General features: G+C 57.1%; 12 protein-coding genes. 8 read left to right on the plus strand and 4 right to left on the minus strand.

All coding sequences use genetic code 11. From position 1 onward, the window contains the following. The first annotated feature begins 4 nt into the window (after positions 1-4). Genes gspD through gspF form a run of 3 tightly spaced genes read left to right on the plus strand, consistent with a single transcriptional unit; the run spans position 5 to position 4,949 of the window. Positions 5-2,317, plus strand: coding sequence for a type II secretion system secretin GspD (gene gspD / locus WFM49_RS00240; RefSeq protein WP_254498906.1), 2,313 nt, complete (start codon positions 5-7; stop codon positions 2,315-2,317). Further along, positions 2,314-3,732 (plus strand): type II secretion system ATPase GspE, encoded by a 1,419-nt coding sequence (gspE, locus tag WFM49_RS00245; RefSeq protein WP_009459386.1) that lies wholly within the window; start codon positions 2,314-2,316, stop codon positions 3,730-3,732. The genes gspD and gspE overlap by 4 nt, the downstream gene beginning before the upstream one ends. Positions 3,733-3,746: 14 nt before the next feature. Then, positions 3,747-4,949 carry a type II secretion system inner membrane protein GspF gene (gspF, locus tag WFM49_RS00250; protein WP_021446947.1) on the plus strand — a complete coding sequence of 401 codons (1,203 nt, stop codon included), beginning with the start codon at positions 3,747-3,749 and terminating at the stop codon, positions 4,947-4,949. A gap of 102 nt (positions 4,950-5,051) precedes the next feature. On the opposite strand, the gene WFM49_RS00255 is transcribed toward gspF, so the two are convergent. Beyond that, on the minus strand, positions 5,052-5,615 hold the full coding sequence (locus WFM49_RS00255; protein ID WP_128831655.1) for a recombinase family protein: 564 nt from the start codon (positions 5,613-5,615) through the stop codon (positions 5,052-5,054). A gap of 664 nt (positions 5,616-6,279) precedes the next feature. On the opposite strand from WFM49_RS00255, the gene WFM49_RS00260 reads away from it, so the two are divergent. The 5 genes from WFM49_RS00260 (at position 6,280) to WFM49_RS00280 (ending at position 15,373) form a co-directional block, all read left to right on the plus strand. Further along, entirely contained in the window at positions 6,280-7,476 is a 1,197-nt protein-coding gene (locus WFM49_RS00260) for an EAL domain-containing protein (protein ID WP_181900174.1), read from the plus strand. Beyond that, positions 7,473-13,412 carry a YadA-like family protein gene (locus tag WFM49_RS00265; protein ID WP_336971112.1) on the plus strand — a complete coding sequence of 1,980 codons (5,940 nt, stop codon included), beginning with the start codon at positions 7,473-7,475 and terminating at the stop codon, positions 13,410-13,412. The genes WFM49_RS00260 and WFM49_RS00265 overlap by 4 nt, the downstream gene beginning before the upstream one ends. Positions 13,413-13,486: 74 nt before the next feature. Beyond that, positions 13,487-14,260 (plus strand): OmpA family protein, encoded by a 774-nt coding sequence (locus tag WFM49_RS00270; protein WP_266109075.1) that lies wholly within the window; start codon positions 13,487-13,489, stop codon positions 14,258-14,260. Between the two features lie 63 nt (positions 14,261-14,323). Further along, positions 14,324-14,872, plus strand: coding sequence for a hypothetical protein (locus WFM49_RS00275; protein ID WP_009459373.1), 549 nt, complete (start codon positions 14,324-14,326; stop codon positions 14,870-14,872). Between the two features lie 24 nt (positions 14,873-14,896). Further along, positions 14,897-15,373, plus strand: coding sequence for a hypothetical protein (locus tag WFM49_RS00280; protein WP_336971115.1), 477 nt, complete (start codon positions 14,897-14,899; stop codon positions 15,371-15,373). A 157-nt stretch (positions 15,374-15,530) separates the two neighbouring features. On the opposite strand, the gene WFM49_RS00285 is transcribed toward WFM49_RS00280, so the two are convergent. Genes WFM49_RS00285 through WFM49_RS00295 form a run of 3 tightly spaced genes read right to left on the minus strand, consistent with a single transcriptional unit; the run spans position 15,531 to position 20,027 of the window. Next, the gene (locus tag WFM49_RS00285) at positions 15,531-17,708 is read right to left on the minus strand and encodes a phosphocholine-specific phospholipase C (protein ID WP_009459369.1); all 2,178 of its coding nucleotides are present in this window, start codon (positions 17,706-17,708) and stop codon (positions 15,531-15,533) included. A 21-nt stretch (positions 17,709-17,729) separates the two neighbouring features. Next, entirely contained in the window at positions 17,730-17,927 is a 198-nt protein-coding gene (locus tag WFM49_RS00290) for a hypothetical protein (protein WP_022983356.1), read from the minus strand. Positions 17,928-17,948: 21 nt separating this feature from the next. Further along, entirely contained in the window at positions 17,949-20,027 is a 2,079-nt protein-coding gene (locus WFM49_RS00295; protein WP_022983355.1) for a LamG-like jellyroll fold domain-containing protein, read from the minus strand. Positions 20,028-20,462: the final 435 nt, after the last annotated feature.

Consider the following 20,462-nt stretch of genomic DNA (forward strand, 5'->3'; position numbering starts at 1 on the left):
GACTATGAGTACCTTGACTAAACGACCTCATGGGCTGCGGCCTCGCTTCCTTTTAAGCCTGGGCGCAGCCGTGCTGTTGAGCGCCTGTGCGAGCAATGGTCAGAAGCCTGAACCCGGCCCCGATCCTTCTTCGTTTTTTGCCTCGGTAGGCAAGACGCCTGTTCGTAGCACTCAGGCTGACCCGCGCTTTGCCAATAGCAATACGTCGCCTCCGGCTGTGACGCGTCGGGTCCCGCAGCGTGTCGGGGGCAGTGCTGCTCCGATCGACTTGCCCGATCCGGCCGAGTTCCCGCAAGGCAACGACATCACACTGAATTTTGTGGATGCCGAGCTGGATGGGGTTGTAGCTGCCTTGGCCCGTTTTACCGGCCAGAACTTCATCGTGGACCCTCGCGTAAAAGGACAGCTGACTTTGGTGTCCGAAGTACCGGTCGATGCCCGTACCGCCTACGAGATGCTGTTGTCTGCCCTGCGCATGCAAGGGTTTGCCGTGTTGCGTAGTGGCAAGGTCAGTCGGGTGGTCCCTGAAGCTGAAGCGCGCCAGCAGGGCGGTGCAGTGCGGGCGGCCGGTACCGGGGCCAGTGGCAGCGGCGAGCTGGAAACGAGGGTGTTTACCTTGCGTTATGAAAATGCGACCGCCTTGGTTCCGGTGCTGCGGCCGATGATTTCGCCCAATAATCCCATCAATGCCTACCCGTCCAACAACACGCTGGTGGTGACCGATTACGGTGACAATCTGGACCGTATCGCTCAGGTCATTGCGGGGATCGATACCCCCGCAGGCTTGAACACGGACATTATCCCGATTGACTACGGCGTGGCCCTGGATGTGGCAGCCCTGGCCTCGCAAATGCTCGATACGCCCGGCAACGATGTGGCGCAGCGCATTACGGTGGTGGCCGACCCGCGCAGCAACTCGGTTCTGGTGCGGGCAGGCAGTCCGGCCCGGCTGGATCTGGCCCGTGACCTGATCCGGCGTATTGACAGCCCGGAAAGCAATAAAGGCAATTTGCATGTGGTCTATCTGCGCAATGCTCAGGCGGTGCAGCTGGCTGAAGTGCTGCGGGGGGCCTTGACTGGGCAAGCGCCTTCGGGGAACGCGAGTACCGGGAATCAACAGGCGAACAGCAATAGCCTGGCACCCGCCGCCAACGCCAGCACCACCGGCGGTGCCAAGGCCATGGACACGTCGGCCACCGCCAAGCAGCAGCCTCAGGCCGAGATGGGTTTGAGCGCCGCAAACAATGCCAGCGGCACCGTGGCCTTTAGCGCTGGCGGTGCCACTGTGCAGGCTGATCCATCCACGAATACGCTGATCATTTCGGCCCCTGATCCGGTTTACCGCAGCTTGCGTGAAGTGATCGATCAACTGGATCAACGTCGCGCTCAAGTGCTGGTCGAGAGCCTGATTGTGGAGGTGAATGCGGAGAATGCGGCCGAGTTTGGCATCCAGTGGATGACAGGCGGTGGCAATATTGCCGATGGAGGTTCAGGTTTTGTCGGGGGCGCCAATCTGGGCGGCAGCGGGATTAACAAGGCCGGGGTGACCACGCTGGATTCTTTGGCGGCGGGTTTAAGTCTGGGCGTGGTCAAAGGCACGGTGAACGTGCTGGGCCAGCAGATTGTCAATCTGGGCGTCCTGGCCCGGGCGATGGAGCGCCAGGGCGGCATCAATATTCTGTCCACACCCAACCTGATGACGCTCGATAACGAAGAAGCCAGCATCATGGTGGGCCGTACCGTGCCCTTTGTGACGGGGCAGTACACGACCACGGGTGATGGGGCCAGTAATCCCTTTCAGACCATTCAGCGCGAGGATGTGGGCCTGACCCTGAAAGTGCGTCCGCAGATTTCCGAAGGTGGGACCGTCAAGATGGCTCTGTACCAGGAGGTCAGCAGCCTGGACCCTACTACGTCGGTATCGCCCAGCGCGCCTGTCACGCGTAAACGTGCGCTTAGTACCAATGTTCTGGTCGATGATGGGCAGATTATTGTGCTGGGCGGCTTATTGGAAGACTCGATTGAGGATGGTCAGCAATCGGTTCCCTTGCTGGGCGATATTCCGTTGGTGGGCAACCTCTTCAAATACGAGAAACGCAAGCGTACCAAAACCAATTTGATGGTGTTCCTGCGCCCTCATATTGTGCGTAATGCCCAAGATAGCCAAAGCCTGTCTTTGGACCGCTACAACTACATGCGTGCCGTGCAGACAGGCTTGCCCGATCGCTCCACCTGGTTCCACCCGGATGCGGGACACATGGTGTTGCCACAGGCCGCAGGCTCGTCCGGAGCCGTGGACCTGCGAGAGACGCTATGACCCGCCTGCCGTACTCCTGGGCACGTCAGCACCGTGCGGTGCTGACGCAGCAGCAAGGCGTGGGCACGCTGGTGATTAGCGAGCGTACACCGGATTGGGCCTTGGTGGAATTGCGGCGACGCTATCCCGAGCTGGACGAGCGGCAAGTTCCGGATGCGGAGCTGGATACCCTGATTGATGCCAGTTACGCACAGGGCGACGATGCCGCCAGCGTGGTGGATGCGGCTGCCAATGAGGTGGACCTGGATCGCCTGATGCAGGAACTGCCCGCTGTCACCGACTTGCTGGAAAACCAGGACGATGCGCCGGTCATCCGCATGATCAACGCCTTGTTCACCCAGGCGGTGCGGGATGGTGCCAGTGATATACACCTGGAGCCTTATGAAACCCATTCGGTCGTGCGTTACCGGGTGGATGGCCGTTTGCGCGATATCGTCAGCCCGCGTCGAGCCTTGCATGGTGCTTTAGTGTCCCGCATCAAGATTATGGCCAGCCTGGATATTGCCGAAAAACGCTTGCCCCAAGATGGCCGTATTGCCCTGAAAGTGGGGGGCAGGGCCTTGGACCTGCGTGTCTCGATTCTGCCTACCGGACATGGCGAACGTGCCGTGATGCGTTTGCTGGACAAGTCAGCCGGGCAACTGGAGCTGGAGCGTCTGGGCATGGCCCCGGATATCCTGGCTCAGCTCGATGAGCTGATTCATCAACCACACGGCATTGTGCTGGTTACCGGGCCTACCGGCAGCGGTAAAACCACCACCTTGTATGCCGCTCTGGGCCGTGTCGATACAGCCCGCAGCAATGTGCTGACGGTGGAAGATCCGATTGAATATGACTTGCCCGGCGTGGGCCAGACGCAGGTCAATCCCCGTATTGAGTTGAGCTTTGCACGTGCCTTGCGTGCCATATTGCGACAGGACCCGGACATCATCATGATCGGGGAAATTCGGGATCTGGAAACCGCGCAGATTGCGGTGCAGGCTTCTTTGACAGGTCACCTGGTGCTGGCCACCTTGCACACCAACGATGCCGTGTCCGCCGCGACTCGCTTGGTCGATATGGGTGTGGAGCCTTTTTTGCTGGCGTCTACCTTGCGTGGCGTGCTGGCCCAGCGGCTGATACGCAAGCTGTGCCGACATTGTCGTCAGCCTGCCGAGCACGGGCAGTATCGGGCCAGTCCTGCTGGTTGCGAGCATTGCGCTCACACGGGTTATCAAGGCCGTACCGGGATTCACGAGCTGTATCGCATCGATGAACGTGCCCAGCACTTGTTGAATGCTGCCGGAGCCGAACCTGCCTTGCGTCAGGCCGCGCGTGAATCGGGCATGCGTAGTTTGCGCGAGGATGCCCAGCGTTGGGTAGAGCAGGGCATCAGTACCCCTGAAGAAGTATTGCGCGTCACGCGCGAGTTATAAGGGGGCGAAAGAGCATGGGTACTTATCATTATGAGGCGGTGGACCAGGCCGGACGCAGCGAGCGGGGTGTGCTGGAGGCCGAGAGCGAACGGCTGGCGCGTCAGCAATTACTGTCCCGGGGTCTGCTGACAGTTTCCCTGAAGGCGGGCCGTAGCCGAGCCGCTGCCCGTGCTCGCAGTGCGGGCCTGCGTCGTACCGAGTTATCCTGGCTGACCCGACAGTTAGCCAGTCTGGTGGCGGCGGGCTTGTCTCTGGAGGCCAGCCTGGGCGTGGTGATTGAGCAGGCGACTCGTCGGCCTTTGGTGCAATTGCTGGCAGCCCTGCGTGCGGATATTCGGGCAGGACAAAGCTTGAGTGAAGCCTTGGCGAATCATCCGCGCGACTTCCCTGAGATCTACCGAGCATTGGTGCGGGCAGGGGAGCAGTCTGGCGAGCTGGAACAAGTGCTGGACCGTCTGGCGAGTTTCATTGAGGACAGTGGAGCCTTGCGCGGCAAGGTGCTGACGGCTTTTATCTACCCAGCCATCGTCAGCCTGATTTCCGTGGCGATGGTGGTGTTTTTGCTGAGCTACGTCGTCCCGCAAGTGGTCGGTGCTTTCACCCAAGCCAAACAGCAACTGCCCATGCTGACTCGGGTCATGATCAGCGCCAGTGATCTGCTGCGTGAATGGGGCCTGGTGTTATTTGTTGTGCTCTTGCTGGCGGCTGGCCTGGTGGCTTTTTTGCTGCGACAGCCGGCCTTGAAGCTGGCCTTTCATCGTCGTTTGTTAAGCGTGCCTGTTCTGGGAGGCTACTTGCTGGGCGTGGATACCGCTCGCTTCGCTGCCACGTTAGCTATTCTGGCTGGCAGCAATGTGGCCTTGCTAACGGCATTGGAAGCGGCCGGGCGTACTGTGTCCAATCTGGCCTTGCGCGGTGCCGTGAATCAGGCCGCCATCCATGTGCGTGAGGGTCTGCCTTTGGCGACCGCCTTGCAGCGTAGTGCCTTGTTCCCGCCGCTGTTAGTCCAACTGATTGCCAGCGGTGAAAAAACCGGTGAGCTGGCGCCCATGCTGGATCGGGCTGCGACGACCTTATCAACCGAGCTGGAGCGCAAAGCCCTGACCATGACCGCCTTGCTGGAACCTTTGATGATTTTGCTGATGGGCGGTTTGGTGCTGTTGATTGTTCTGGCAGTGATGCTGCCAATTATCGAGATGAATCAGCTGGTGCAGTAAAAGGCGGTAGGGTGCTTGCCCTGTTCCTCTACAGATCATTGCCGCCACCTAGTTGTCTGGCGGCAATGCTGACTAATACTTAAGTCACTTGCGTTGAGCCGGCTATGTCGAGGCCGTGGCCTTGATGCGGCGGATTGTCCTGGGATGCACGTCATATTTTTTGGCAACGATGTCCAGCGGAACTTGATTGGTCAGCGCAATAAGTGCTTCTTTGTGTTGGGCGGGTGATAAGGCAGGGCGTCTGCCTAGTGGCCTGCCATTGGCACGCGCTGCTGCCATTCCTGCGCGAGTGCGTTCGCTAATCAGCGAGCGTTCAAACTCAGCCAGGGCGGCCATCATATGAAACAGCAATCTACCACCCGATGTTGTCGTGTCTATATTTTCCGTCAAGGAAATGAAATGGATATTCTCTTTGCCTAAACGATCGATCGTGTCGACCAAATAGCGTAGTGATCGGCCCAGCCTATCCAGACGCCAGACAATAAGCGTGTCACCCGATTTCAGTTTTCGCTGCAGATGATTCAATCCTGGACGTGTTGCTTTAGCCCCTGATATCCCTCTATCCGTATAGATATGATCACAATTCACCTTTTGTAAAGCCGCGATCTGTAGGTCCAGGTTTTGATCCTGTGTTGAAACGCGTGCATATCCATATTTCTTACTCATAGTACCCATCTTCCTAGCGCAAAGCGCAGCCTCCCCCCTCCCACTCGACCACATCTCAGTGCAATCGATGTTAGTAAACCCAAGATGGTCCAGTGGAATGTTGGCCACGCGATGTCAAGTTTTACTAACCGCATGCAAACCTGCTGCCACGTAAACGGCGATTGAGGTAGCTCGTACTGCAATAAAAACTATTACGTAATTTTTTATTAACGCTGTGTTTCAGATGCAGATACTGATTAAGTGTTAGCGGCGGCCACATGTGTGTCAACACGAAGCAGGTCTGACCGATGCACTTTCTGAAGAACGTTGCAGCCAGCCATAGGCAAGCGTCAACAATGGTTAAGAAAAGGCGTAAATAGGCTTGCGATTTTGACAAGAAGCCTCCTTTTAGTCCCAACCGAATAGCGCATCGAAATGATCCTTTTCAGCGTAATTTTCACGTACAAACGTGTCTATTTGTTATGGAATCGATGTTGACATAAAGGAGGCTTTTTGACCGCTGTCAGGTGAAAAGCCAGACGCTGATTCACACACAGCGTCCAGAGTGCCAACCGGCGAAGCGGGGCGCGTAATGGGCGTCCAGTCGCTAGAGTCATTGTCCTGCTGGTTGCAGCAAGTTACTCCTTCAAGCAGCTATTTGCTTTTAGGCTTGCGAAGACTGGCAATGCTTGCCCAGGCCTACGATGCGCGCCTGTTCCAGCAAGCCTTTTTGTCCGCCATTTCGGTGCGTCTGCGTCCCTACGGCATAACACGCAGCGACATTCTGGTGCTTGATCAAGTGGTGTTGATTGGCTTGACGAATTGTCGTCTGCCCACCCAGTTTGACAAGGACCTGTTTCTGGAACGAGTCAAAGCGGCGTTGTGCTACGAACCCGTTCGCTGCGGCTCGGACCGCATCCTGGTCAATGTTGTTCCGGCCTGGGTTGAAGCATCGGGGGACCGTCCGGTTTGCCTGTCTCATTTGCAGTCTCTGGCCAGCACCATTGCCTTTTCCGAGCTTGAGCCTCCCGTTTGCGAACAGACTCGGCGCGACATGGCTTTGGCGACTCGTTTCTTTGCAGACATGCGGGACGAGAAGGTTGCCCTGTCATTTCAGCCTGTGGTCTTTGTGCAGGATCGCGAGCAGGTTCTGTACTACGAAGTGCTGTTGCGCTGGGATGATGCGCAGAACAGTACTGAGCCCGTTTCTTGTGCGCAGGTTGTTCAGGCCATAGAGCGCTTGCATGTGACCGAACGCCTGGATGCCAGCGTTCTTTGGTCGGTGGTACAGGTGCTGGAGCGTTATCCGGATGTTCACCTTGCCTGCAATATTTCCCCCTTGTCTTTGCAACAGGGGCCGTGGTGGCGGCTGCTGATTGCGGTGCTGCGTGGTGCGCCGCAACTGGCCAGTCGTCTGACCCTGGAAATTACCGAAACGGCTTCTGTCTTTGATCAGGAAGCTGCTGCCAGCTTGCTGTGCACCTTGCGTGACCTGGGTTGCAAAGTTGCCATTGATGATATTGGGACCGGATTCAACACTCTGGGTCTGGCTCGGCAGATCCGTCCCCAGGTCATAAAAATTGATAAGTCCCTGGTGCATCAGGCACGGGACAGGGATGGCCTTGCCACCCTTCATTCTTGGGTTCATGCCGCGAGTGGCATCAGCCAATACGTCATCGCCGAAGGAATTGAGACTGCCCTGGATTTCCAGTTGAGCGTCGATGCCGGCGCGCACGCCGTCCAAGGCTACTTCATACAACCTCCCTGCGTCCTGCCCCCCTGGGAGGGGGCGGAGCCTTTGTGCGTTCGAGACAGTTTCAACCCTACTCACACCCACGTAGCACTCAACACGTATTCCTTAAAGGATCAGGAACAGAGATGAATCACGTCTACAAAACCATCTGGAATGAGCAAACGGGAACATTTGTTGCCGTTTCTGAGCATAAAAAAGCGAAAGGCAAGCGCAGTTCCTCGTGCGTAAAAGGAGGAAAGCGTGCGTCTTTTTCCGCACGCATGGGATGGCTCGCCTTGTTGACAGCAAGCGCATTGGCGATGAGCAATGCCTGGGCGGCAGTCGAGATTCCAGGCGACGGTCAGAACAACCTTATTGACTTCACCAGCCCAGGCGGCACCATCCGGTTTACGGGTGGTGGCAGCATCGTGGGGTTGAGTAGCCTGACGATCTCCGGCGCCTTGAGTGCCGATCAGATTACGGTGGGTGGTGAGTCTGTGGCGACCCAGGCGCAGCTCAATGTTACGTCCGCTGAGGTGCAGACCAATACCGGCAAGATTGATGGGCTGGAAGGGCGGGTCACGAGCAATGAGTCCACTCTGACGGATCATGGGACTCGCATTACGGACAATGAAACGGCCATCATGGCCCATGACAGTCGAATTGCGGGCAACGAAACCGCCATCGCTGCACATGACACTCGAATTGGCGCTACTGAAACAGGGTTGGTGACTGTTAACGATCGTCTGATTGCCTTGGGAGTGGATGAAACCAATCCTGGTGTGAAGTATTTCCGTGCGAACTCGGAGCTGCCTGATTCCGAGGCGAATGGTGAAGAATCCATTGCAATTGGCCCTGAGTCCAAGGCAGAGGGGGATCGCAGTATTGCTGCAGGACAAGGTGCGCTGGCCGACGCCGACAGCGCGATTGCATTGGGTGACGGTGCCAGTGTCGCCAGCGCAGACAGTCGACCTAAACCGGAGGCAGCCATTGCCATTGGCAAGGATAGTCGGAGCAGCGGTTTGGCCAGCGTTGCGGTAGGCCGCGAAGCAGCGGCAAGTGGAAATAATGCGCTTGCCTTGGGTATGCAGGCACAGGCCAGTGGGGCTAACGGGATCGCCTTGGGTTTAGGTGCTCAGGCTGATGCAGAAAACAATATCTCTATCGGTAATGGCGCAGGCCAGGCCACTGGCAATCATCTGCCGGGTGATCGTTCGCACAATATTGCCATCGGTCAGGCCAGTGGTCAGAACGTCAAAGGTCAGTTCAATGTGGCGCTGGGTGATGGCACCGGCAATGGCGTGGATGGCAACGAAAACGTGGCGATTGGCCGAGATGCCGGCCTGAATGTCATAGGCGATAGCAATGTCAGCCTGGGCAAGAATGCGAATCGGGGGCTGTCATCAAACCGTGCGATCGGTATTGGTGAGGACTCCGGCGCTGAAACAGAAGGCGTGGCGATTGGGTACAAGGCGATTGCCGGTAATACCGGGGTCGCGATGGGTCGTCAGACAACGGCATTGGGAACGGGTACTGCCATTGGCCCTAATGCTCATGCTGACAGCAATTTCGTAGCCCTGGGGTTGAACTCTCATGCCGCGCAAAACGATGTGTCTGGCTTGAGCAAGTTCACCAATAGAGGCTTCAATGGCAGTGCCGTTTCCGTTGGTAGCAGCCAGTCGGGCAGTGAGTTCACACGTCGTATTGTGAACGTGGAAGACGGTGCCAATGAGACCGATGCAGTGAACGTGCGCCAGTTGCAGTCGGCTGTTGATCAGGTGACGCTGGGTGCGACTGTGGATTATGAAAAGCTGGCCGAGAAGGTTGGCGAGGACTGGGGCCAGCAGATTGCCGATAGCAAACCTCGTTACTTCAGCGTTAATGATGGTGGTGTCGACAAGGGCAACAAGAACAATAACGGTGCTGCTGCAACAGCCATCGACTCGATTGCCATCGGCCCTGATGCAACTGCCAAGGAAAAGGACTCGGTTGCTATTGGACATATGGCAGGGGCAGAGGGAGCGTCATCTGTTGTGCTGGGACACAACATCAAAGGCTTGGGGCTGAATTCCACGACTATCGGTAACTCCCAATCCGAAGCGCGGGACGAGAGCGGCGTGGCAATCGGTACGCACGTTGTCAGCCGTGACAAGAACTCCATCGTCATTGGCCGGGATTCCTACACAGATCGCCAGGCAAACGGTCCCTCGGTCGAGAACTCGATTGTGATCGGTACAGAATCCAGTTCTACAGCCGTGGAAGGGATTGTGATCGGTAAAAACTCGGTGGTGAATGCGGCTCGCGGCATCGCTCAGGGTAGCAATGCGACGGCAACGGCTAATGACGCTATGGCGTTTGGCACCCGATCACGGGCGGCTGCCGGTGATTCCCAGGCCAGCGGTACGGATGCCAAAGCCTTTGCGGCACGCGGTATTGCAATGGGTACTAACGCTCGCTCCGGCCAGTCTAATCCTGATGTCGAAAATCAGGACAAGAACCGCGACTCCATTGCGCTGGGTACGGACTCCATTGCCCAGTTCAATAGCAGCATTGCGGTAGGTCGCGAAGCTCAGGCCACCGCTGATTTTGCACAGGCACAGGGCAAGGGTGCACATGCCTTTGGCGAGGCATCGATTGCACAAGGCCGTGACGCTTGGGCGCTTGAGCGTCAGGCAATCGCGCTGGGTGACGGCTCCCGCAGCACGGCCGATCGTGCTGTCGCTATTGGACAGGGTTCAAAGGCGCTCAATGCACGCTCGGTAGCGCTGGGTGATGGTGCAGAAACAGCAGGCGCGGTTGGCACCTTGAATGCTTCTTTGAACGGGCTGAACTACGGCAACTTTGCCGGAGATCGTCCTGTTGCTACCGTCAGCGTGGGTACGGAGCAGGAAAAACGCACAGTGACGAATGTGGCCGCGGGCCGGATCAGCGCCAGCAGCACAGATGCGATCAATGGCAGCCAGTTGTATGCCACGAATTCGGTGCTGGGCAATGTAGCTAACACCACGAAAAACATTTTGGGTGGCAATGCCACGCTGGCCTCTAATGGCAGTCTGAGCATGAGCAATATCGGAGATACCGGTGAAAACACGGTGCACGATGCGATCAAGTACGCGGCTCAAGGTTGGAATGTGAGTGCCAATGGTGCCATGGCTGAGAACGTGAAGCCGGGTGGTTCGGTAGACTTCAGCAATGATGACGACAACATCGTTATCTCGCGTGATGGCACCGATCTGGCTTTCAATCTGGCCGATGATCTGACTGTGGGTAATAGCATCACTGTAGGCGATACCGTGATCAACGGTGACAGCGTCACGACTAACAATCTGACTGTTACGGGCGAAACCCATTTGGGTGACAGCTTTGTTGTCCAAAACACCGGGGATGTTATCTACAAGGGCAACGAAATTGCCACCCAGGCTGATGGCTTGAGCTTTGCGGGCAACACCGGCAGCACCATTGCCAAGACGCTGAGTGACGACACACCGCTGACCATCTCCGGCGAACTGGCCGAGGGAGCAGAGTCCACGGGTGCCAACCTGCGTGTTGATAGTGACGGCAACAAGCTGAATCTGGTCATGGCTCAGAACCTGACGGATCTGAATAGCATCACCATCAATAACGGTGGTCCGGTGATCAACGGTGCCGGCATCAATATGAACGGCAAGAAAATCACCAATCTAGCCAAAGGGACAGACGACACCGATGCGGTGAACGTGTCGCAGTTGAAGGATGTTGAAGAGGTTGCCAACGCAGGCTGGAACATCAGTGCCAATGGTGGTGCAGCTGAAAACGTGAAACCCGGTGCTTCGGTGGACTTCAGTAATGATGATGACAACATCGTTATCTCGCGTGATGGCACCGATCTGGCTTTCAATCTGGCCGATGATCTGACTGTGGGTAATAGCATCACTGTAGGCGATACCGTGATCAACGGTGACAGCGTCACAGTAGGTGACACGATCGTTAATGGCGACAGCGTCACGACCAACAATCTGACTGTTACGGGCGAAACCCACCTGGGTGACAACTTTGTTGTCCAAAGCGGTGGTGATGTTATCTACAAGGGCAGCGAGATCGCCACCCAGGCTGATGGCTTGAGCTTTGCCGGCAATACCGGCGACGCGATTGCCAAAACGCTGGGTGACAACACACCGTTGACTATCTCGGGTGAACTGGCCGAGGGCGCAGAGTCCACGGGTACGAACCTGCGTGTTGATAGTGACGGCAACAAGCTGAACCTGGTCATGGCCAAGGATCTGACGGACCTGAACAGCATCACCATCAATAACGGTGGTCCGGTGATTAACGATGCCGGCATCAATATGAACGGCAAGAAGATCACCAATCTTGCCGAAGGTACGGATGACACCGATGCGGTGAACGTATCGCAGCTGAAAGAAGTTTCAGAGGTTGCCAACGCAGGCTGGAACATCAGCGCGAATGGTGGTGCTACTGAAAACGTGAAGCCTGGCGCCTCGGTGGACTTCAGTAACACGGACGGCAACATCAACATTTCGCGTGATGGCACGGACCTGGCCTTCAACCTGAACAAGGATATTGATCTGGGCGCAGACGGTAGCCTGAAGACGGGAAACACGGTCGTGAACAACGACGGTCTGACCGTGGATGATGGGGCAGGTAACAAGACCTCCACGACTGCGGCAGGCACCACGGTCAGCAATGCCGCCGGTGACACGACTACCGTAGGCGCAGGTTCGATCACGGTGGCAGATGCGGCCGGTAACAGCACGGCTATCGGCAGCACGCAGGTCGTGGTGGGCGGAGCAAACCCGGTCACGATCAATGGTGATACCGGCCGAATCGGCGGACTGACCAATCTGACTTGGGATCCGGACAACTACACCAGCGGTCAGGCGGCGACCGAAGATCAGCTCAAGCAAGTCAATGACGTTGCCAGCGCTGGCTGGAATGTGACCGATGCGGATGGCAATAGCGCCAATATTGGCCCGAACGGCCAGGTTGCCTTTGTCGGTGACAAGAATGTCACGGTTGAGCAGACTGGCACCGATGATTCCGGACAGGTTGAAGTCAAGCTGAACAAGGACATTGATCTGGGAGCAGATGGCAGCCTGAAGACCGGCGATACCGTCATCAACAACGCAGGGGTTGCGGTAGGAAACGACGTACACCTGGGTAACACCGGCCTGACCATCAATAATGGCCCGAGTATCACCCTGGCTGGCATCAACGCAGGTGATATGCGCATCACCAATGTTGCCGCCGGTCGCAATCCGACCGATGCCGTCAATTATGGTCAGCTCCAGCCTATCGAGTCCTTCATTGGTCTGGATGGAAACGGCTCGTTTGCCTACAACGGTGGCCAGCACTCCTCCTTGAAAGATGTTCTGGACAGCATGCACTGGAATGTTGAAGCACCGACGGATGGCAAGGAAGGCGGCAATACCGGTGGTTCCAACGGCAATGGTTCCGGCTCCACAGGTGGTGGCAATAATGGCTCCGGTGACGGCACGCCTATCCATAATGGCAACACGGTGGGCTTTGTTGAAGGGGACAACATCGTTATCTCCAAGACGGACCGGGTCAATGATGCAGGCCAGACTGTTGGCGCTGATATCAAGGTATCGGTATCCCAGGATCTGAAGGTCAATTCCATTACGGCAGTGAATGTTCAGGCCGATGAAATTCAGATCAATAACGGTGGCCCGATCATTAACGAGAACGGCATCAATATGTCCGGCAAGCACATCACCAATGTAGCGGCGGGCGTGAATGACACCGATGCGGTCAACGTAAGCCAGTTGAATCAGGTGGCGGGCAATCTGCAAGGTCAGATCAACAATATTCGCCACGATATCAATCGTCTGGATAACCGCTTAAGTGCAGGTGTGGCGGCCGCGATGGCAACAGCGTCTCTGCCTCAGGCTTACTTGCCGGGCAAACACATGATGTCCATGGCCGGCGGTACCTGGCGTGGAGAGTCCGGTATGGCCATTGGTTTCTCCGGTATTACCGATAACGGTAAGTGGGTTTACAAGCTCTCGGGCAATACCACCTCGCGCGGTGATTACGGTGGTGCCGTGGGTATTGGTTATCAATGGTAAGTCGGCCCTGACTCTATGGTGCATCGGCGCATTGGCGCCGATGCACAGCACACACTTTTGAAGGAATTCAGATCATGAAGAAAAATTGGTTTGGGGCTGCTTTGCTGGGCAGCCTGGTGCTTGCTGGTTGCGGAACCTTGAGTCAGGTGGACTCGGAGGGCCACACGGAAAATCCGGTGTTTCCGGAAGTGGATAAAGCAACTTTTCACACGGGCTCTTACCCGAATATCGACAATCTGCGTCAGGTCCGGGAAGGCGTGACTCGCGATCAGCTGTATGACCTGCTGGGTCGCCCGCACTTTGCTGAAGGCTTCAAGGTTCGCGAGTGGGATTACCTGTTTCACTTCAACACGGCACAGGGCATCAAGACTTGTCAGTTCAAGGTGCTGTTTGATCAGGACAAGCTGGGTCGCAGCTTTTACTGGAAGCCTGGTGAGTGTGCTTCTGTTCTGGATGCGGCACCGAAAACCACAACCATTCAGCCATTTTCGCTTTCCGGGGACGTGGCCTTTGCGTTTGGCAGTGCGACCTTGACCAGCGCAGGTCTGAGCACGATTCGTGATATTGCCGGCCAGCTCAAGCAAATGTCCGACATCGAACGGGTAACGGTTTCCGGCCATACGGATCGGATTGGAAGTGCGGCATCGAATCAGCGTTTGTCGCAGCAACGTGCCCAGACGGTACGACAGGCCTTGTCCGCCCAGGGCATACCAGCCGCCGCAATTGTGACGCAAGGCTTTGGTCAGGACCGCCCCCTTGTGCAGTGTGATCAGCCCAATCGCAGTGATTTGATTGCCTGCCTGGCACCGAATCGTCGGGTCGATATCGAAGTTCAAGGCCAACGCTAAGTTGGATGCGGCAACCAGGCACGCACCCGTCTTGGCCGGGTGTGTGCCGTGATCGAGAAAACAATGAATATTCTGCACAAATTAGCAGTGTTGATTCTGGCTGGTGGCCTGGCTGCTTGTCAGCAAACCATGCCTCGTCATATTTCCGAACCTGTAGATCCAGCACCGCCTGTCATGCAAAGCGCGGGTGGTTCGAACAATGCCAGCACGGCAGCGCCGACGGCCTCTCGTACTCAAGCTCCAACTGTCATTACCCTGCATTTGGCGCAAGAGAAAGCAGAAGCGCCCTTAGTGGCTGTGGATGTGGGGGGAACCTCGCTGTTTGCGCTGCCCCAGCCTGTTTTGACGCAATCCGATCTGCACCGCGTCACCCCTGTAACCACTCAGGATCAAGGTACGTTTTTGCTACTGGAGATGAACCAGAACGGCATTAGCAAACTGCGCAGTGTCACGGCTCAGGCACGAGGCCACTATCTGTTGTTAAGTGTGCAAGGGCAGTTGGTAAGCGTGGCCCGTATCAGTGAAACGATTTCCGATGGGCGTTTGCTGATCGGAACCCAGAACGCCCAGCATACACAGGCCATTATTAAATTGATGCAGGGTGGTCGGTGATAACAGGACTGCGTATCGCGCCCTATGTATGATTTTGATGTGGTTTTTCTCCTGATTGCACAGCCTGCATCATCGCGTGTGGGCGATATGCTGGCCCTGCATGATTATTTGGCCGGCTCCGGGGTGTGCACGACGGTAGCAACCAGTCCTACAGACCTTGCCACTTTCGGAAAGCGCCAGCGCATTCTGATTATTGACGGGGAGGGCGAGAGCGCGTTTGATGTGTACGCCGTTATTTCCGCGATGCGGCAGCTGGATAATGTCGCCCTCCTGTTTCTGGCCGATGAGTCCCCCCTGTCCAGTGAGCGTGCTATGTATGCAGGGGCTGACATTTGCTTGCCTGCCCGTACTGCTTACTCTGCTGTTTTGCGCGCGGTTGTGGAGTTGGGCAGCGCCCGGATATCGGTCCAGGTCAAAGAGGAAAGAGTGGCGACGAAAAGAAAGCGGCAACGTAGAAGGCACTACCTAGGCCTGGGTCTTCGGTCGCGCTTAACCCGCTAAGTTTGCTGGATCCGCGGGCTTTTAGTTGCCGCTTCACACCAGTCACTACAAAAAAAAGCCCCGATGCCAAGCAAAGGCATCGGGGCAAAACGTGTGCGTGGTGCGCACGCACACATAGTCAGACGATAGAGAACTATAGATGCACAGCGTTTAAGTCTTACAGGTAAGCCGGAATGCCCAGAGCCGGATCGCTGACACCGTGCTCGCCAAACTCCACGCGGCCAGCGAAACGACGGTAGTAGCTTGGGTCGCTGTTGCTGCGCACCACAAAGTCGTACCAGTGACCGCTGGATTTCAGAACCCAGGATTGCTTGGCTTGCTTGCCTGGTTCCACGGTGACTTCCCATGGGCCATCCTCACGGTAAGCCATGGACTGGATGGTGAAGGTGCAGGCCGACTGGCCACCGTTCATCATTTCCAGATAAACATCACCTTTGGTCACTTCGTAACAAACGCGGATTTCTGGACGGGCGGTGTCGGGCTGGCTCAATACGCTGACATCACCACGGAAGTGGCGGTGGAAACCATTCGGGCCCAATACCCACAGGTCGTAGTGCCCCAGATTGTTCGCCTGCACGTCCCAGACATCGTCCAGAATCTGGTCGGGAGCGACCATGTAGCGGCGCGGGATACGGTCCAGGTTCAGCTTGTCGTAGACGTGGAAAACAGCGGCGGCTTTACCTGTGTTGGAGAACAGCAGTTGTACGCCTTTTTCGCTGTCACAACGGGCGCTGACGTGCAGCTCGTAGGGCAGGGCACGCGATGGGCGTACACCGGTTTGCTGCACGGGAATGCGCTGGTTGTCCACGGGCTGAGGTACTTGAGCCAGACGTTCCTGAGCGTTGCGAATGGCATCAGCCTCTTGACGGTTGCGACGGCCGTTCAAGGTAGGCAGTGGCTCGTCGTTCGGGCTGGCAAAGTTGAAGGCCGAGGTCAGGTCACCACACACGGCACGGCGGTAGGGGCTGATATTGGGCTCCATCACACCGAAGCGCTCTTCCATGAAGCGGATGACGGATGTGTGATCAAACACTTGCGAGTTCACCCAACCGCCACGGCTCCAGGGGGAGATTACGTACATGGGCACGCGCACGCCGGGGCCGAATACTTTGCCATCACGTGGAGGCTGGCCGGCCAGACCTTTGGGACTGGGGTAGTTGTAGTATTCAAACGCGATTTCTTCTTCGCTCAGCGAGGTCTTGCCAGCAGGTTTGCCAGTGACAGGATCAATCGATGGGGCTGAAGGGGAGGGAATGTGGTCAAAGAAGCCGTCGTTCTCGTCAAAGTTGACCAGCAATACGGTCTTGCTCCAGACCTCGGGATTGGCCGTCAGCGCATCAAGCAGTTCTTGGGTGTACCAAGCGCCTTGCACGGGGCTTGAAGGGCCAGGATGCTCAGAGTAGTTGGCTGGGGCCACCACCCAGGAAATTTGTGGCAAGGTGCCGGACTCGACATCCTTGCGGATCTGTTCCAGAAATCCGCCGTCGGGCATGGTGTTGGCAATGCCCTTGAATAGAGGATTGCCGACGTCGTCAGATGGTTCGTACGGGGCATTGGTGGGTTTGCCCGATTTTTCAGCGGCAAGTCGGTACTGGATAAAGCCAGCCAAGGGGTTATCGGTGAAGTTGTCAGGCAGGTTCTGGTACACCTTCCAACTGATACCGGCTTCTTCCAGGCGTTCGGGATAAGTTTTCCAGGTGTAGCCGCCAAAGATCGAGGGCCACAGGCTGTCCCACGCATTGTTGACGGTACACTCGCCTGTGCCGGTCGGACCGTTTGTGCCGGTCCATAGGAACATGCGGTTGGAGTTCGTGCCGGTGTGCATGGAGCAGTGGTAGGCATCGCAGATGGTGAAGGCGTTCGCCATCGCGAATTGGAAGGGCAATTCGGCTTCGCGGTAGTAGCCCATGGAGTGACGATTCTTGTGCTTGGGCCAGAAGTCCATGCGGCCGTGGTCCCAGGCAGCCTGGCCGTCCGACCAGGAGTGCGGTGTGCCGTTAACGCGCTGGGCATTGCCTTTGGTGGCGTCCAGATGATAGGGCATCACGGTTTCGGTCGAGCTGACATTTTGCTGCCAGACGTTGCGCCCATTGGGCATTGGGATTGTGAAACGGTCTCCAAATCCACGCACGCCTTTCAGGGTGCCGAAGTAGTGGTCAAAGGAGCGGTTCTCTTGCATCAGAACCACAATGTGTTCTACATCCTTGATGGTGCCCGTCTTGTTGTTGGCGGGGATGGCCAACGCTTTGCGGATACTGGGAGGAAAGGCGGCCAGGGAGCCGGCTGCCAGGCTGGCACCGGTCATGTTGCGTAGGAATGTGCGACGTGAAGTCATTGTGCTTAATCTCTTAATCAATCAAGGGGCGCATTTGAGTTGCGGCGCAGGTTCTGGGTTAGGTTTGCCCGGCTCAGCAGGTTCTTCGGTAGAGCCGGAGCTGTTCGAGTTGCCTGTGTCGTTACCGCCGCCGCAAGCAGCCAGCAGGCCGCATAACATCAGCAGCACGGATGCGCGTTTCATGCGCTCGAAAGTGAATGAAGTGCTCGTTGGAGTCATGAGAATTCCTTGGTTGTGCTATCAGGGTTGGAGGCTGGACAAGGGTTTGCGCGATTCGTAAATACTGGTCAGCTCGTCCGTGCTCAGGTCACGATCCCAGATGGCCAGTTCGCCAAAGTCCATATTGATGTCGCTGCGACCCCAGCGTTTGTAGTACTGGCCGGTAACGTCTTCGTTCAGCCCCAGTTCGCTGGTGCCGGTTCCGCCCAATGCGGCGATTGTGCGGGCCTCCAAGGCTACAGACCCGAACTGCGCCCCTTTTTTGGTATCGAATACGTGCCCACGCATGATGCCTTTGGACTTGTCAATCACGACGGCTATGTAGGCCCATTGGTCGGGTGTGACGTTGTAACCCTGACTTTCATTGCGACCGCCCCCATAACCGGTGTTAAAGCGGACGTCACAACCATTGGCGTTGAACAGGCCCAGTGCAAAGCCGGGAGTGTTACCGGAGTCGTAGTTCTTGTTGGCCATGATGGGAGCGCCATAGCCGTGACAGTTGTCGGGGGTTCGGAACCAGAAACCGATGGTCAGTTTTTGCACACCACCTGTGCCCAGCAACTCGCGGCTCAAGGACAGGCGATAACCCCGGTTTCCATTGGCATCGGCTTTGCTACCGACCAGGCGCAAGCCCCCTTTAGGCTGGGAGGGATCCAGGAAGTCAGCAGCAATAAGTTCACCGCTCGGGACGCTAGGGCTGGATGTTTGCAGGCTGCTCCCGCCCTTAGCATCGGTAAAAGGTTGTGAGCTGAAGGTGTAGTAGCTGCGCAACCCATTTTTCAGCGTGTCGGCCAGCTTGGGAGGGGGTTGGTACCCGACTTCAGCCTTGATGGTGGATGCGGCCTTGCCTGAACTTATCGAATAGATCAGCGAGTAAGTCTGAGCATTTTCCGATACTGGCAATGGGTCGGAGTACTGGGTTGTGCCGGCAGGCAGGGTAGCGATCAGCTTGCCGTCGCGCATGACCTGGATTTCCTGCGAGGCGTCACCATCCAGTACCCATTTCAGGTCCACCATGTTCTTGTCGGCGGGTTTGCTGAAGGACACGTTGCGCACACGAGTTTCAGCTTGCAGTGGGGAGCCACGGAAGCGGTACTGTTCGCTTTGGATGCCCAGGTGGGACAGCACAGTGGGGGCAATGTCGATAACGGCCGCCAGGGTGTTCATGTCCGTCGTGCTGGTCACGGCGCTGTCAACGGCTGGCAAGGAGGCCAGTGTCTTGTTGGTGGCGATGAAGCTGGTCTTGTTGCGGTTGAATTGCGAGCCAGTGGTGCCGCCAAATTCGTCCAGACCATAGCTGGTGGTCAGAATGACCAACCAGTCTTCCGAAGCGTCTGCCTGCTTGCGTTTTTCGATCAGGGCAAACAGTTTGTCCACTGAGGCCAGCGAGGCTTGCACGGCTTGCTGGTAGGCCTGGCCACCCATGCCACCCTCGGAGGCAGCACGGGCGGGAGCCTGGATTTGGGCCAGGATCAGGGATTTGCCTTGCTGCAGGTATTTTTCGGTTTGCTCGCTGACACAGCTGTCGGAGTCGGTACAGTTGGCTGCTTCGAGGATGCGTCCGGCCTGCAGGTCTTCACCTAGCAGCTTGCGGTAGTCGGCGGCGCTCAGGGCCATGGCGGCCTGGGGCTGCTTGTCAGCCAGGGCTAGCAGGGTGGGGGCGCTCAGTGTGGGGGCGGCAGTGCCTACGCCACGCAGGCCGTGCTGGTCTGCCCAAACGCCGGTGATCAGGGAGGCCCAGCCAGGGACGGGCAGGGTGCGTTGTTCGCTGCTGGTGCCGACATAGCCGCCGGTTTGTGCGGGGGCGATGGTCAGTGATTTCAGGGCGGGGTGCTGGCCGGCCTGACGGGCTTGCAACAAGGCTTCGTAGCTCAAGCCGTCGATGGTGACGATCAGTGCTTTTTTGCCACCCAGGGCCTGGGGTTTGTCGCCGGGTTCAACGGTAGGGGGTTCCGGGTCCACGCCAGGACTGGTGGAGCCATCATTGCCGCCGGAGCCACCACTACAAGCACTTAGCAGCAAGGCCATGGACAGAGTAAGCCCGGCTTGCTGCATGCGCTGCAATGCCGGGGACTTGGGAAGACGGGGAGAGAAGGTCATACAGCCACTCGTGTAGAAAAGTGAAAAGAGAGGCCAGACTGGGCGTGGGGGTGGGCTGCTCAGTTGGCATCGGATCAGGACTGCGGGCAGTGTAGGAAGGGCGTATGACTGCCCTGTGAACGGATCAGCAAATCCGCCGATGATTGGATTGTGTTTTATGTGAAGGGATGGACGGGGGTGGGAGCAGTGGGGCTCAAGGGCTGGCTGGCTGCGGCTTGGCAGGCATATGGCGGCTTGATGGATGGTTTGTTACGGTGGCGTGGTTTGGCGGGGTTTTAGGCGTTTTTTATGCTTTAGGCTCAAAGTTGTTGTTGTTGTTGTTGTTGTTGTTGTTGTTGTTTGCTGAGCTTGAAGGTGGAGCAGGCTTGGGGGCGTTGGTTGCTGCAGAGTGGGGGGCCTGAGGCATTCTTCGTAGGGCGCTGCTCGGGGTGCCGG

It is taken from the genome of Alcaligenes sp. PF14, from assembly GCF_037150615.1.
GTDB classification, from domain to species: Bacteria; Pseudomonadota; Gammaproteobacteria; order Burkholderiales; family Burkholderiaceae_B; genus Alcaligenes; species Alcaligenes phenolicus.

Excerpts from the sequence above, each read along its gene's own strand:
- gspD (WP_254498906.1), top strand. The coding sequence starts at position 5 with ATGAGTACCTTGACTAAACGACCTCATGGGCTGCGGCCTCGCTTCCTT.
- gspE (WP_009459386.1), top strand. The coding sequence starts at position 2,314 with ATGACCCGCCTGCCGTACTCCTGGGCACGTCAGCACCGTGCGGTGCTG.
- gspF (WP_021446947.1), top strand. The coding sequence starts at position 3,747 with ATGGGTACTTATCATTATGAGGCGGTGGACCAGGCCGGACGCAGCGAG.
- WFM49_RS00255 (WP_128831655.1), bottom strand. The coding sequence starts at position 5,615 with ATGAGTAAGAAATATGGATATGCACGCGTTTCAACACAGGATCAAAAC.
- WFM49_RS00260 (WP_181900174.1), top strand. The coding sequence starts at position 6,280 with ATGCTTGCCCAGGCCTACGATGCGCGCCTGTTCCAGCAAGCCTTTTTG.
- WFM49_RS00265 (WP_336971112.1), top strand. The coding sequence starts at position 7,473 with ATGAATCACGTCTACAAAACCATCTGGAATGAGCAAACGGGAACATTT.
- WFM49_RS00270 (WP_266109075.1), top strand. The coding sequence starts at position 13,487 with ATGAAGAAAAATTGGTTTGGGGCTGCTTTGCTGGGCAGCCTGGTGCTT.
- WFM49_RS00275 (WP_009459373.1), top strand. The coding sequence starts at position 14,324 with ATGAATATTCTGCACAAATTAGCAGTGTTGATTCTGGCTGGTGGCCTG.
- WFM49_RS00280 (WP_336971115.1), top strand. The coding sequence starts at position 14,897 with ATGTATGATTTTGATGTGGTTTTTCTCCTGATTGCACAGCCTGCATCA.
- WFM49_RS00285 (WP_009459369.1), bottom strand. The coding sequence starts at position 17,708 with ATGACTTCACGTCGCACATTCCTACGCAACATGACCGGTGCCAGCCTG.
- WFM49_RS00290 (WP_022983356.1), bottom strand. The coding sequence starts at position 17,927 with ATGACTCCAACGAGCACTTCATTCACTTTCGAGCGCATGAAACGCGCA.
- WFM49_RS00295 (WP_022983355.1), bottom strand. The coding sequence starts at position 20,027 with ATGACCTTCTCTCCCCGTCTTCCCAAGTCCCCGGCATTGCAGCGCATG.